Annotated in this window: 12 protein-coding genes; 3 read left to right on the plus strand and 9 right to left on the minus strand. The window is 66.8% G+C overall.

What is annotated here, in order from left to right:
- Positions 1–10: 10 nt before the first annotated feature.
- The 7 genes from DIE03_RS12355 to rpsB all read right to left on the minus strand — a co-directional run bounded on the left by DIE03_RS12355 (position 11) and on the right by rpsB (position 6,176).
- Complete coding sequence (locus DIE03_RS12355) at positions 11–1,207, minus strand: 1-deoxy-D-xylulose-5-phosphate reductoisomerase (protein ID WP_124450578.1); 1,197 nt, start codon at positions 1,205–1,207, stop codon at positions 11–13.
- 15 nt (positions 1,208–1,222) lie between these two features.
- On the minus strand, positions 1,223–2,044 hold the full coding sequence (locus DIE03_RS12360) for a phosphatidate cytidylyltransferase (protein WP_124450580.1): 822 nt from the start codon (positions 2,042–2,044) through the stop codon (positions 1,223–1,225).
- The gene (gene uppS / locus DIE03_RS12365; RefSeq protein WP_124450582.1) at positions 2,038–2,820 is read right to left on the minus strand and encodes a polyprenyl diphosphate synthase; all 783 of its coding nucleotides are present in this window, start codon (positions 2,818–2,820) and stop codon (positions 2,038–2,040) included. Before uppS ends, DIE03_RS12360 begins: the two co-directional genes overlap by 7 nt.
- 49 nt (positions 2,821–2,869) lie before the next feature.
- Positions 2,870–3,430: a ribosome recycling factor gene (frr, locus tag DIE03_RS12370; protein ID WP_039342717.1), complete on the minus strand. Its 561-nt coding sequence runs from the start codon at positions 3,428–3,430 to the stop codon at positions 2,870–2,872.
- Positions 3,431–3,521: 91 nt separating this feature from the next.
- Positions 3,522–4,235, minus strand: coding sequence for a UMP kinase (pyrH, locus tag DIE03_RS12375; RefSeq protein ID WP_011352459.1), 714 nt, complete (start codon positions 4,233–4,235; stop codon positions 3,522–3,524).
- Positions 4,236–4,391: 156 nt separating this feature from the next.
- Positions 4,392–5,273: a translation elongation factor Ts gene (gene tsf / locus DIE03_RS12380; RefSeq protein ID WP_059464426.1), complete on the minus strand. Its 882-nt coding sequence runs from the start codon at positions 5,271–5,273 to the stop codon at positions 4,392–4,394.
- A gap of 162 nt (positions 5,274–5,435) precedes the next feature.
- Positions 5,436–6,176: a 30S ribosomal protein S2 gene (rpsB, locus tag DIE03_RS12385; RefSeq protein ID WP_006752149.1), complete on the minus strand. Its 741-nt coding sequence runs from the start codon at positions 6,174–6,176 to the stop codon at positions 5,436–5,438.
- Positions 6,177–6,553: 377 nt separating this feature from the next.
- Here rpsB and map point away from each other — a divergent pair, with 377 nt between their 5' ends.
- From map to DIE03_RS12405, 3 genes are read left to right on the plus strand one after another with little or no spacing between them, the layout of a single operon-like run.
- Positions 6,554–7,369, plus strand: a complete 816-nt coding sequence (gene map, locus DIE03_RS12395; protein ID WP_124450584.1) for a type I methionyl aminopeptidase — start codon at positions 6,554–6,556, stop codon at positions 7,367–7,369.
- Positions 7,370–7,414: 45 nt separating this feature from the next.
- Entirely contained in the window at positions 7,415–9,991 is a 2,577-nt protein-coding gene (locus DIE03_RS12400; protein ID WP_124450586.1) for a [protein-PII] uridylyltransferase, read from the plus strand.
- A 16-nt stretch (positions 9,992–10,007) separates the two neighbouring features.
- Positions 10,008–11,741, plus strand: coding sequence for a pseudouridine synthase (locus tag DIE03_RS12405; RefSeq protein ID WP_124450588.1), 1,734 nt, complete (start codon positions 10,008–10,010; stop codon positions 11,739–11,741).
- A gap of 80 nt (positions 11,742–11,821) precedes the next feature.
- On the opposite strand, the gene def is transcribed toward DIE03_RS12405, so the two are convergent.
- Positions 11,822–12,355: a peptide deformylase gene (gene def / locus DIE03_RS12410; RefSeq protein ID WP_124450590.1), complete on the minus strand. Its 534-nt coding sequence runs from the start codon at positions 12,353–12,355 to the stop codon at positions 11,822–11,824.
- Positions 12,352–14,427: an NAD-dependent DNA ligase LigA gene (gene ligA, locus DIE03_RS12415; RefSeq protein ID WP_124450592.1), complete on the minus strand. Its 2,076-nt coding sequence runs from the start codon at positions 14,425–14,427 to the stop codon at positions 12,352–12,354. Before ligA ends, def begins: the two co-directional genes overlap by 4 nt.
- Positions 14,428–14,469 lie beyond the last annotated feature (42 nt).

Here is a 14,469-nt window from a genome sequence, read left to right on the forward strand (position 1 = left end):
AGCACCCCATTCAGACAGTACGCTCCACGCGTGGCGCAGGCGCTTTCGCAATGATCTCGGCGGCAAGGCGGCGTGCCTCGGCATCCGCCGCCAGGACGTCGTCGAGCCCGTCGGGCGCGCGGTTCGGCAGCGTGTTGAGCACCGCGTCGACCGTCGCCGCGATCGCCATGAAGCCGATCCGGCGCTCGAGAAAGGCTTCGACCGCCACTTCGTTCGCCGCGTTCAATGCGGCGCTCGCGATACCGCCTTCCTCGAGCGCCTTCAGCGCGAGCGCGAGGCACGGGAAGCGCGCGTAATCGGGCTTCTCGAACGACAGCTGGGCGATCTGCGCGAGGTCGAGCTGATCGACGCCGGCGTCGACACGCTCGGGAAACGCGAGCGCATGCGCGATCGGCGTGCGCATGTCGGGATTGCCGAGCTGCGCGAGCACCGAGCCGTCACGGTACGACACGAGCGAATGGATCACGCTCTGCGGATGGATCAGCACGTCGATGCGGTCGCCCGGCAGCCCGAAGATCCAGTGCGCCTCGATCACCTCGAGGCCCTTGTTCATCATCGTCGCGGAATCGACCGAGATCTTGCGGCCCATCACCCAGTTCGGGTGCTTGCACGCCTCGTCCGGCGTCACGTCGACGAGCGTGGCCGGTTCGCGCGTGCGGAACGGGCCGCCCGACGCGGTCAGGATGATCTTCGAGATCCCGCCGTGCTCGGCCGCGTCGCGCGGCATGCACTGGAAGATCGCGTTGTGTTCGCTGTCGACCGGCAGCAGGATCGCGCCATGGTCGCGCACGGCGTCCATGAAGATCGCGCCCGACATCACGAGCGCTTCCTTGTTCGCGAGCAGGATCCGCTTGCCGGCACGCGCAGCCGCCAGGCTCGGCGCGAGGCCGGCCGCGCCGACGATCGCCGCGACCACCGTGTCGCAGCCGTCGCTCTTCGACACGTCGACGAGCGCTTGCGGCCCGTGCAGCACGACCGTCTTGCTGCCCGCCGCGCGCAGTTTCGCGTCGACGTGCGCGGCCGTCGCGGCATCGCCGACCACCGCCACTTCGGGCGCGAAGCGCAGACACTGCTCGACGAGCTTGTCGCCGTTGCGGTGCGCGGTCAGCGCGTAGACCGAGAAGCGCTCGGGATGGCGCGCGACCACATCGAGCGTGCTGTCTCCGATCGAGCCCGTGGAACCGAGCAATGTCAGACGTTTTTGCATAACAGAATTAATGGTTTAACCAAGCAGCAGCATCGCGAGCGGCAGCACCGGCAGCAGCGCGTCGACACGATCGAGCACGCCGCCGTGGCCCGGCAGCAGTCCGCTCGAATCCTTCACGCCCGCCTGCCGCTTCAGCAGCGACTCGAACAGGTCGCCGATCACGCTGTACGCGACCAGCAGCGTCAGCGCGGCCCACGCGCCGGCCATCCCGTAGCGCGCGGCGAATGCAGAAAACAGGGTCGGTTCGAATGCATGCGCAGCCATCGCGACACCGGCGACGACCATCACCGCGAACCAGCCGCCGATCGCGCCTTCCCAGCTCTTGCCGGGGCTGATCGTGATGGCCAGTTTACGCTTTCCGAAGGCCTTGCCGGCGAAGTATGCGCCGATATCGGCCAGCCAGACGACCAGAAGCAGCGACAGCACGAACGGCACGCCCTGCGCGCGGGCTGCAACGAGCGCGTGCCAGCAGGCGGCGAACACGACGAGGCCGGCGGCCAGCAGGAACGGCCGCCAGACGCCGCCCGCGAGTTCGGGCTTGCGCCGCAGCGCGAACGGGCCGACCAGCAGCCAGAACACGCCGGCCGCCATGAAAAGGGGACGAGACGAAGCCGCATCGACGCCGAGCGGCGCGGTGGCCGCGAGCGCGAGCGCCGCGACGACCGCATAGACGATCGGAGCGGCGCCACCGAGCTTCAGCAGGCGCGCCCACTCCCACGCGGCGAACACGAGCACGACGCCGATCAGCGCGCCGAACGCGGTGAGCGGCGCGAACAGCGTCACCGGCAGCAGCACTGCCAGCATCACGATCGCCGTGATCACACGGGTTTTCAGCATGAAAGGGAGTCGGCGTTCTGCGATTGCGGTTCGAGCTGCGCACTCGTGCGCCCGAAACGGCGCTCGCGCTCGGTATACGACGCCATCGCGTCGGCCAGCGCCGCGCCGTCGAAATCCGGCCAGTATTTGTCGGTGAAATAGAATTCGGCGTACGCGAGCTGCCACAGCAGGAAGTTGCTGACGCGCTGCTCGCCGCCCGTACGGATGAAGAGATCGGGCTCCGGCGCATAGGCCATCGCCAGGTGCGGCGCGAATGCGTCCTCGGTCACTTCGACCTCGCGACCCTCGCGCACGGCCTGCTCGACGAGCTTCTTCGTCGCCTGCAGGATGTCCCACCGGCCGCCGTAGTTGGCCGCGATGGTGAGCGTCAGGCGCGTATTGCGCGCCGTCTTGGTTTCGGCGCGGCGAATCAGTTCGCGGATGCGCGGCTCGAAACGGTCGAGATCGCCGACGACACGCAGGCGGATCCCGTTTGCATGCAGCTTGCCGACCTCGCGCTCGAGCGCGGTGATGAACAGCCGCATCAGGAACGACACTTCGTCGTTCGGCCGGCGCCAGTTTTCGGAACTGAACGCGAACAGCGTCAGGTATTCGACGCCGGCGCGCGCGCAACCTTCGACCACCGCCCGTACGGCATCGACGCCGCGGGTGTGCCCCGCGACGCGCGGCAAGCGGCGTTCGGTCGCCCAACGGCCGTTGCCGTCCATGATGATCGCGATGTGACGCGGCACGGCGCCGACGTCAGGCACGCGAACGGTAGAGCTGGTATAGGTCATGGCCGTTGAGACAGTAATGCGGGAAGAAGGTGGCGCGCGAGGACGGTCGTCAGACCGTCATGATCTCGGCTTCCTTGCTCTGCACGAGCTTGTCGATCTCGGCGACGTGCTTGTCGGTCAGCTTCTGCACGTCGTCGCTCGCACGGCGCTCGTCGTCTTCCGAGATTTCCTTGTCCTTCACGAGCTTCTTGAGCGCTTCGTTCGCGTCGCGGCGCAGGTTGCGGATCGCGACCTTGGCCGTCTCGCCTTCGCTCTTCACGACCTTGGTCAGCTCGCGGCGGCGCTCTTCCGTCAGCGCGGGCATCGGCACGCGGATCAGGTCGCCGGCCGTTGCCGGATTCAGGCCCAGATCGGCTTCGCGGATGGCCTTCTCGACCTTCGCGACCATGTTCTTTTCCCACGGCTGCACGCCGATCGTGCGCGCGTCGACGAGCGTCAGGTTCGCGACCTGCGAGATCGGCACCATCGAGCCGTAGTAGTCGACCTGAACGTGATCGAGCAGGCCGGTGTGTGCACGGCCCGTACGGATCTTTGCCAGATCGTTCTTGAACGCTTCGATCGAGCGCTGCATCTTTTGCTCGACGCCCTTCTTGGTATCAGCGACACTCATTTCAACCTCCGAACCTTCAAACCTTCAAAGAACGCGGGCCCCGCCCGGCGCAGGATAGACGCCGCGGCCGACGACCCGCATCCGCGGGAGTTTACACGTGGACGAGCGTACCTTCGTCCTCGCCCAGCACGATGCGCTTGAGCGCGCCCGGCTTGTTGATCGAAAACACGCGAATCGGCAGCTTCTGGTCGCGGCACAGCGCGAAGGCCGTCGCGTCCATCACCTGCAGGTTGCGGCTGATCGCCTCGTCGAAAGTGATCGTCGTGTAGCGCGTGGCCGACGGATCCTTCTTCGGATCGGCAGAATATACGCCATCGACCTTGGTCGCCTTCAGCACGACCTCGGCGCCCACTTCCGAACCGCGCAGCGCGGCGGCCGTATCCGTCGTGAAGAACGGGTTGCCCGTACCGGCCGCGAAAATCACGACGCGGCCTTCCTCGAGCTGGCGGATCGCACGGGGCCGGATGTACGGCTCGACGACCTGGTCCATGCGCAGCGCGGACTGCACGCGCGCCTCGATGCCGGCGTGGCGCATCGCGTCCTGCAGCGCCAGCGCGTTCATCATCGTCGCGAGCATCCCCATGTAGTCGGCCGTCGCACGGTCCATGCCGGCCGCGCCACCCGCGACACCGCGGAAAATATTACCGCCACCGATCACGACCGCGAGCTGCGTACCGAGACGCACGACTTCGGCGATATCGGCCACCATCCGTTCGATCGTCGCGCGATTGATGCCGAAGGCATCGTCGCCCATCAGCGCTTCGCCGGAGAGTTTGAGAAGGACGCGTTTATAGGCATTGGACATAGGGGCTTCCGAGCGACGAGAGGATGACAACCACGAACTGTAGGGGCGAAATACTGATTCGGGCAAGCGCCGACGACCGGACCGGGGTTCCCGGCCGGCCGGCGGCGCCGCCGGCCGCGGCGGAGCGGACGCCCGCCGCGGATACTGCCTGACTGCTTACTGCTGCTTTGCTGCTGCGACTTGCGCGGCCACTTCGGCGGCGAAGTCGTCCTGGCGCTTCTCGATGCCTTCGCCGACGACGAACAGCGCGAACTTCTGCACTGCGGCATTCGCTGCCTTCAGCATCTGCTCGATCGTCTGCTTGTCGTTCTTCACGAACGTCTGGTTCAGCAGCGACACTTCCTTCAGGTACTTCTGGACGCTGCCGTCGACCATCTTCGCGACGATTTCAGCCGGCTTGCCCGATTCCGCAGCCTTCTGCTCGGCCACGCGGCGTTCCGTCTCGATCAGTTCCGCCGGCACGTCGGCCGACGACAGCGCGACCGGCTTCATGGCCGCGATGTGCATCGCGACGTCCTTGCCGACCTGCTCATCCGCGCCCGTGTACTCGACGATCACGCCGATACGCGCGCCGTGCAGGTACGTTGCGATCTTGTTCGCGGTTTCGAAACGGACGAAACGGCGGATCGACACGTTCTCGCCGATCTTGCCGATCAGTGCCAGGCGCACTGCGTCGACCGTCGAGCCTTCGAGCGGCAGCGCCGACAGCGCAGCCACGTCGGCCGGGTTTTGCGTCGCGACGAGTTCCGCAACCGTCTTCGAGAATGCGAGGAAGTCGTCGTTCTTCGCGACGAAGTCGGTTTCGCAGTTCAGTTCGACCAGCGCGCCTGCGTTGCCGCCGACGAACGATGCGACGACGCCTTCAGCCGTCACGCGCGATGCGGCCTTGCTCGCCTTGTTGCCGAGCTTGACGCGCAGCAGCTCTTCAGCCTTGGCCAGATCGCCGTCGGCTTCCGTCAGCGCCTTCTTGCACTCCATCATCGGTGCGTCGGTCTTTGCGCGCAGTTCTGCCACCATGCTTGCGGTAATTGCCGCCATCATTCGCTCCTTGAGTCTGTATTCACAACGCCGCCCGCTTGGACGCGAACGGCCGAGATTCGTTTCCGGACCCGCGCCGATTCGGCGCGATCAGGTCCGGCGCACAAGCTTAAAAAAAGGGGGCCTGTTGAGAGCCCCCTTTTTGCGCCGGCTCGGGGCCAGTTACGCGTTTTCCTCGACGTACTCGTCGTCGCCGCGTGCAGCCTGGACCACTTCGTTGACCGCGTTCGCACGGCCTTCGAGGATCGCGTCGGCCACGCCTTCGGCGTACAGCGCGACTGCCTTGCTCGAGTCGTCGTTACCCGGGATCACGTAATCCACACCTTCCGGCGAGTGGTTCGTATCGACCACGGCGATGACCGGCACGCCCAGCTTGTTCGCTTCCGTGACGGCAATCTTGTGGTAACCGACGTCGACGACGAAGATTGCGTCCGGAATGCCGCCCATGTCCTTCACGCCGCCGATCGACTTCTGCAGCTTGGCGATTTCGCGTTCGAACAGCAGCGCTTCCTTCTTGCTCATCTTCTCGAGCTCGCCTGCCTCGACTGCCGCTTCCATGTCCTTCAGGCGCTTGATCGATACCTTCAGCGTCTTGAAGTTGGTCATCATGCCGCCGAGCCAGCGTGCGTTGACGAACGGCATGCCTGCGCGCTGCGCTTCCTGGGCGATCGTGTCACGCGATTGACGCTTCGTGCCGACGAACAGGATCGTGCCGCGGTTCGCTGCCAGCTGGCGCACGTACTTCTGTGCGTCCGTGAACATCGGCAGCGTCTTTTCGAGGTTGATGATGTGAATCTTGTTGCGGTGACCGAAAATGAACGGAGCCATCTTCGGGTTCCAGAAGCGCGTCTGGTGACCGAAGTGGACACCCGCTTCCAGCATTTGGCGCATCGTAACTGCCATGTAAATTCTCCACGAGGGTTGGGTCTTAAGCCGGCCGCCGTACCGCCGCGCGAACCTGCCCCGAAGGGCACGAATTCCGCGCGATCGGCACCCTGGTTGCGCCGGCTTGCGATTCGGCACGTGCAAAACGCCCGTGCCGCAAGCCTTTCACCGCCACGCCGCCCCAAAACGGGGAAAGTTCGGCATTTGGATATCGACTTAGCCAAAGAGTATAGCACGCCGATTTGTCCGCTCTCAAGTCGCCCGGCACTTTCGCTGCCGCGCGCCAGCTGGCCGGACAATCCGCGAAAACCCGCATCCGCGCGGCCGGCAGGGGCTGCGAGGCCCGCCATAAGGTGCGATAATCCGTCAATTCACCGCATTCCAGGCATACCTCGATGGCTATTACGCTCAAAAACGAACACGATATCGCGGAGATGCGCGTCGCCTGCCGTCTCGCCAGCGAAGTGCTCGACTTCATCACGCCGCACGTCGTCGCGGGCGTCACGACCGCCGAACTCGATCGCCTCTGCCACGAGTTCATGCTCGACGTACAGGGCACGATCCCCGCGCCGCTGAACTACCAGCCGCCCGGCTATCCGCCGTACCCGAAGGCCACCTGCATTTCGGTCAACGACGTGATCTGCCACGGCATTCCCGGCGAGAAGGTGATCAAGAACGGCGATGCGCTGAACATCGACATCACCGTGATCAAGAACGGCTACTTCGGCGACACCAGCCGGATGTTCATCGTCGGAGAAGGTTCGATCCTCGCGAAGCGCCTCGTGCAGACCACCTACGAATGCATGTGGCTCGGCATCGACCAGGTCAAGCCCGGCGCGCACCTCGGCGACATCGGCTACGCGATCCAGAAGCACGCGGAAGCGCAGGGCTACAGCGTCGTGCGCGAATACTGCGGCCACGGCATCGGCACGGTGTTCCACGAAGATCCGCAGGTCGTCCACTACGGCCGGCCGGGCACCGGGATCGAACTGAAGGCCGGGATGATCTTCACGATCGAGCCGATGATCAACGCCGGCAAGCGCGACATCCGCACGATGCCCGACCAGTGGACGGTCAAGACGCGCGACCGCAGCCTGTCCGCGCAGTGGGAGCACACGGTGCTCGTCACCGAAACCGGCTACGACGTGCTGACCGTGTCGGCCGGCACGCCCGCGCGCCCCGTGTTCGCACAACCGGCCGCCGCCGTCTGAGCGCCGTCGCGCCAGCCTGCCCCACCTGCACCTGAACGGCTGCCCATGAGCGCTCACGCTGCCCCCTCGCCCGACGCGCTGTCGCGGCGCGCCGAATTCAAGGCCGCCAAGACGGAGATGCTCGAGCGCTTTCGCCGCGCGTCGAACGTCGCGGCACTGATGCACGCGCTGTCGAAACTCACCGACGACGCGCTCAGGCGCGTGTGGGACGACTGCGGGCTGCCCGCGACGCTCGCGCTCGTCGCCGTCGGCGGCTACGGGCGCGGCGAGCTCGCGCCCTATTCCGACGTCGACATCCTCGTGCTGCTGCCCGATGCGCACGACCCGGCGCTCGACGCGCGCATCGAACGCTTCATCGGGATGGCCTGGGATCTCGGCCTCGAGATCGGCAGCAGCGTGCGCACGGTCGGGCAGTGCATCGAGGAGGCGTCGCAGGACGTCACGGTGCAGACCTCGCTGCTGGAAGCGCGCCGCATCGTCGGCAGCACCGCGCTGTTCGAGCGCTTCACGGTGCGCTACCACGAGGCGCTCGACGCCCGCGCATTCTTCACCGCGAAGGTGCTCGAGATGCGCCAGCGCCACGCGAAGTTCCAGGACACGCCGTACAGCCTCGAACCGAACGTGAAGGAAAGCCCCGGCGGGCTGCGCGACCTGCAGACGATCCTGTGGATCGCACGCGCGGCGGGCTTCGGCAGCAGCTGGCGCGAACTCGACACGCGCGGGCTCATCACCGATCGCGAAGCGCGCGAGTTGCGCCGCAACGAAGGATTCCTGAAGACGCTGCGCGCGCGGCTGCACGTGATCGCCGGCCGCCGCCAGGACATGCTCGTGTTCGACCTGCAGACGCAGGCCGCCGAGAGCTTCGGCTACCAGCCGACGCAGACCAAGCGCGCGAGCGAGCAGCTGATGCGCCGCTACTACTGGTCCGCGAAAGCCGTCACGCAGCTCGCGACGATCCTGATCCAGAACATCGAGGCGCAGCTCTTCCCCGCGACGAGCGGCATCACGCGCGTGCTGTCGCCCGACCGCTTCGTCGAGAAGCAGGGGATGCTGGAGATCGTCGACGACGGCGTGTTCGAACGCCATCCCGACGCGATCCTCGAAGCGTTCCTGCTGTACGAGACGACCCGCGGCGTGAAGGGCCTGTCCGCCCGCACGCTGCGCGCGCTGTACAACTCGCGCGACATCATGAACAACGCGTGGCGCCGCGATCCGCAGAACCGCGCCATGTTCATGCGAATCCTGCAGCAGCCCGAAGGCATCACGCACGCGTTCCGGCTGATGAACCAGACGAGCGTGCTCGGCCGCTATCTGCTGAACTTCCGCCGCATCGTCGGCCAGATGCAGCACGACCTGTACCACGTGTATACGGTCGACCAGCACATCCTGATGGTGCTGCGCAACATCCGCCGCTTCGCGGTGGCCGAGCATGCGCACGAATATCCGTTCTGCAGCCAGCTGATCGGCAACTTCGAGCGTCCGTGGGTGCTGTATGTCGCGGCGCTGTTCCACGACATCGCGAAGGGCCGCGGCGGCGACCACTCGACGCTCGGGATGGCCGATGCGCGGCGCTTCTGCCGCGAGCACGGCATCGTCGGCGACGACGCGTCGCTGATCGTATGGCTCGTCCAGCATCACCTGACGATGAGCCAGGTCGCGCAGAAGCAGGACACGAGCGACCCCGAAGTCATCAAGCGCTTCGCCGAAGTCGTCGGCAACGAGCGCTACCTCACCGCGCTGTACCTGCTGACCGTCGCCGATATCCGCGGCACGAGCCCGAAGGTGTGGAACACGTGGAAGGGCAAGCTGCTCGAGGACCTGTACCGCATCACGCTCGCGGTGCTCGGCGGCGCGAACCCCGACGCGCATTCGGAGCTGAAGTCGCGGCAGGAGCAGGCGCTCGCGCTGCTGCGCCTCGAGACCGTGCCCGACGACGCCCACCGCGCACTGTGGGATCAGCTCGACGTCGGCTTTTTCCTGCGTCACGACGCGGCCGACATCGCGTGGCAGACGCGCGTGCTGTACCGGCACGTGAACGCCGAAACCGCGATCGTCCGCGCGCGGCCGTCGCCGATCGGCGACGCGCTGCAGGTGCTCGTGTACGTGAAGGACCGCCCCGACCTGTTCGCGGGCATCTGCGCGTATTTCGACCGCAACGGGCTGTCGGTGCTCGACGCGCGCGTCAGCACGACGCGGCACGGCTATGCGCTCGACAACTTCATCGTCACGCAAACCGAGCGCGACGTGCGGTATCGCGACATCGCGAATCTCGTCGAGCAGCAGCTCGCGACGCGGCTCGCCGAAACCGCCCCGCTGCCGGAGCCGTCCAAGGGCCGCCTGTCGAGGCTGTCCCGGACGTTTCCCATCACGCCGCGCGTCGACCTGCGGGCCGACGAGCGCGGCCAGTACTACATCCTGTCCGTGTCGGCCAACGACCGGCCGGGCCTTCTCTATTCGATCGCGCGCGTACTCGCCGAGCATCGGATCGGCGTCCATGCGGCGCGGATCAACACGCTCGGCGAACGCGTCGAGGACATCTTCCTGCTCGCGGGTGCCGGCCTGTCCGACAACCGCCTGCAGATCCAGCTCGAAACCGAATTGCTGCGTGCGATCGCAGTCTGAATGAATCCCAGCGTTTATGCGCACCAAACTAACCGTCAAGAATCCGAAGCCGGCGTCGCCGACCCGCGCCCCTGTCCGCTCCGGCAGCCTCGTCGCCCGCAAGGCGGTACGTCCTGCGCCGCCGCCCGCAGGGGACAAGCCGGCCCGCCCGAACAAGGCTGCCCCGGCAGCGGCCGGCGAGCGCTCGTTCAAGCCGCGCGGGGCCGCAGGCGCCGAGCGCCCGGGCGCGGATCGCGCACCGGCCAAGCGTGCGCCGCGTGACGGCGGTGCCGAACGCGGCACGCGTGCTCCTTATCGCAACAACGCAGGCGGCGAAGGCGCTAAGCGCAGTTTCGGCGACCGTCGCACGTCGTCGGATCGTCCGCCGCGCCGTGACGACGATGCACGTCCGCGCCGCGCAGGCACCGATGAAGGCAAGCGCCCGTCCTATCGCGACAACGCAGCCGGCGAAGGCGCAAAACGCAGCTTCGGCGACCGCCGTACGTCGTCCGATCGTCCGCCGCGCCGCGACGACGACGCACGTCCGCGCCGCGCAGGCACCGATGAAGGCAAGCGCCCGTCCTATCGCGACAACGCATCTGGCGAAGGCGCAAAACGCAGCTTCGGCGACCGCCGTACGTCGTCCGATCGTCCGCCGCGCCGCGACGACGACGCACGTCCGCGCCGCGCAGGCACCGATGAAGGCAAGCGCCCGTCCTATCGCGACAACGCAGCCGGCGAAGGCGCAAAACGCAGCTTCGGCGACCGCCGTACGTCGTCCGATCGTCCGCCGCGCCGTGATGACGATGCACGTCCGCGCCGCGCAGCAGGTAGCGACGAAGGCAAGCGCCCGTCGTATCGCGACAAGACGGCCGGCGAAGGCGCGAAGCGCAGCTTCGGCGACCGCCCGGCCCGCCCCGCACGCGACGGCGAGCGCCGCTCGTTCGGCGCGGTCAAGACCGCGCAGCCGGTCAAGCGCGCCGCCGCGGCCGACGTCGACTACGGCGATGAAACGGGCCTGATGCGCCTGTCGAAGCGGATGTCCGAGCTCGGCATGTGCTCGCGCCGCGAAGCCGACGAATGGATCGAAAAGGGCTGGGTGCTCGTCGACGGCGAACGCATCGACACGCTCGGCACCAAGGTCCGCGCCGACCAGAAGATCGAGATCGACGAGCGCGCGAGCGCCGCGCAAGCCGCGCAGGTGACGATCCTGCTGCACAAACCGGTCGGCTATGTGTCGGGCCAGGCGGAAGACGGCTACGAGCCGGCGGCCGTGTTGATCACGCGCGCCAATCGCTGGAGCGGCGACCATTCGCCGGTGCGCTTCTCGCCGCAGCACCTCCATGCACTCGCCCCGGCAGGCCGGCTCGACATCGACTCCACCGGCCTGCTCGTGCTGACGCAGAACGGCGTGATCGCGAAGCAACTGATCGGCGAGCAGTCGGACATCGACAAGGAGTACCTGGTGCGCGTGCGCTTCGGCGAACGACTCATCGACATCGACCAGCACTTCCCGGCGGAATCGCTCGCGAAGCTGCGCCACGGCCTCGAACTCGACGGCGTCGCGCTGAAGCCCGCGATGGTGAGCTGGCAGAACGGCGAGCAGCTGCGTTTCGTGCTGCGCGAAGGCAAGAAGCGCCAGATCCGCCGCATGTGCGAACTGGTCGGCCTCGACGTGATCGGCCTGAAGCGCGTGCGCATGGGCCGCGTGATGCTCGGCGCGCTGCCGCAGGGCCAATGGCGCTATCTGTCGGCCGACGAGACGTTCTGATCGAAGGCACGCCATGTGCGCCATGCAATGAAAAAGCCCGCGAACGCGGGCTTTTTTCTTGTTTGCCGGAGACCGGGCGATCAGTCGTCGCTGGTCGGATCGAGCCCCGGAAACAGTACCTCGGTGAAGCCGAAGCGCGTGAAGTCGGTGATCCGCATCGGATACAGCTTGCCGATCAGGTGATCGTATTCGTGCTGGACCACGCGTGCGTGGAACCCGTCGGCGACGCGGTCGATCTTCTCGCCGAACTGGTCGAAGCCGCTGTAGCGCACCTTCGCGTAGCGGCTGACGACGCCGCGCATGCCCGGCACCGACAGGCAGCCTTCCCAGCCCTCTTCCATGTCCGGCGGCATGTACTCGATCTTCGGGTTGATCAGCACGGTCTCGGGCACCGGCGGCGCATCCGGGTAACGGTTGTTGTTGCCGAAGCCGAAGATGATGATCTGCAGCCCGATGCCAATCTGCGGCGCGGCCAGCCCGGCGCCGTTCGCGTGGTGCATCGTCTCGAACATGTCCGCGACGATCTCGTGCAGTTCGGGGGTATCGAACCGCTCGACCGGCTTGGCGATTTCGAGCAGGCGCGGATCGCCCATCTTCAGGATCTCGCGAATCATGGCGTATTGCCCTCCAGGAGTTGGTGCAGACCGTCTTCGTCCAGCACGGGGATGCCGAGTTCCTCGGCCTTCGCGAGCTTGCTGCCGGCTTCGGCGCCCGCAACCACGTAATCCGTCTTCTTCGATACCGAGCCCGCGACCTTCGCGCCCGCCGCCTCGAGCATCTCCTTCGCCGCATCGCGCGTGAGCGTCGGCAGCGTGCCCGTCAGCACGACCGTCTTGCCGGCCAGCACGCCCTGCGGCGCCTTCGGCGCGGGCGGCCCTTCCGGCCACGTGACCTTGCCCGGCGCGCGCAGCTGCTCGATCACGGTCCGGTTGTGCTCTTCCGCGAAGAACTGGTGAAGCGACTCGGCGACGATCGGCCCGACGTCGTTGACTTCGAGCAGCTCTTCGATCGAAGCATCCATGATCGGCGTCAGCGAGCCGAAATGCTTCGCGAGATCCTTCGCGGTCGATTCGCCGACATGGCGGATGCCGAGCCCGTAGATGAAGCGCGCGAGCGTCGTGTGCTTCGCCTTCTCGAGCGAATCGAGCAGATTCTGCGCGGACTTCTCGGCAAACCGGTCGAGCTCGGCCAGCGTCGCGAAGCCGAGATTGAACAGGTCCGCCGGCGTGCGCACGAGATTCAGCTCGACGAGCTGGTCGATGATCTTTTCGCCGAGCCCGTCGATGTCGAGCGCGCGGCGCTGCGCGAAATGCCACAGCGCCTGCTTGCGCTGCGCCGGGCAGAACAGGCCGCCCGTGCAGCGGGCGATCGCCTCGTCCGGCAGGCGCTCGACCTTCGAGCCGCACACCGGGCATTCGGTCGGCATCACGAATTCGGCCGCGTCGGCCGGACGCCGGTCGAGCAGCGCGCCGACCACCTCCGGGATCACGTCGCCCGCGCGGCGCACGATCACGGTGTCGCCGATCCGGATGTCCTTGCGGCGCACCTCGTCCTCGTTGTGCAGCGTCGCATTGGTGACGGTCGCGCCGCCGACGAATACGGGCTCGAGGCGTGCGACCGGCGTGATCGCGCCGGTGCGGCCGACCTGCACGTCGATCGCGACGAGCTTCGTCAGCGCTTCCTGCGCAGGAAACTTGTGTGCGAGCGCGAAGCGCGGCGCACGCGACACGAAGCCGAGCCGCTCCTGCTCGTCACGCCGGTTGACCTTGTAGACGACGCCGTCGATGTCGTACGGCAGCGAGTCGCGCTTCTCGCCGACCTTGCGGAAGAAGTCGAGCAGGCCTTCGGCGCCCTGCACGACCGCGCGTTCGCGGTTCACGGGCAGGCCGAGCGACTCGTACCAGTCGAGCAGCGCGCTGTGCGTGTCGGGCATCGGCATCCCGTCGAGCACGCCGATCCCGTACGCGAAGAACGACAGCGGGCGCTGTGCGGTGATCTTCGAGTCGAGCTGGCGCAGGCTGCCGGCCGCCGCGTTGCGCGGGTTCGCGAATTCGCGCTGCTCGGCCGCGCGCTGGCGTTCGTTCAGGCGTGCAAAATCACGCTTGAACATCAGCACCTCGCCGCGCACGTCGAGCACGGCCGGCACATTCTTGCCCTTCAGCTTCAGCGGGATCGAGCGGATCGTGCGCACGTTCTCGGTCACGTCCTCGCCCGTCGTCCCGTCGCCGCGCGTCGACGCCTGCACGAACACGCCCTGCTCGTAGCGCAGCGAGATCGCGAGACCGTCGAACTTCAGTTCGCACGCATATTCGACGGGCTCCGTCACCGAGCCGGCGAGATCGGTCGTCTTGTCGAGCGCATCGGCGATGCGCTTGTCGAACGCGACGATGTCCTCGTCGGCGAAACCGTTGTTCAGCGACAGCATCGGCGCGTCGTGGACGACCGGCGTGAAGCCGCCGGCCGCTTCGCCGCCCACGCGTTGCGTCGGCGAATCGGGCGTCACGAGTTCGGGATGGTCGGTTTCGAGCTGCTGCAGCTCACGGAACAGCCGGTCGTATTCGGCGTCGGGCAGATCCGGCTGATCGAGCACGTAATAGGCGTAGTTCGCCCGCTCGAGTTGGTCGCGCAGCCACGCGGCGCGCGCGTCGGGCTGGCTGGCTGGCGGTTCGGCTTGGGTTCGGGCCATGCTGGCGGCTGATTCGTTCTGAAAAAATCGGATTTCCGATTA

Source organism: Burkholderia sp. Bp8992, assembly GCF_003853705.1.
Taxonomy (GTDB): Bacteria; Pseudomonadota; Gammaproteobacteria; order Burkholderiales; family Burkholderiaceae; genus Burkholderia.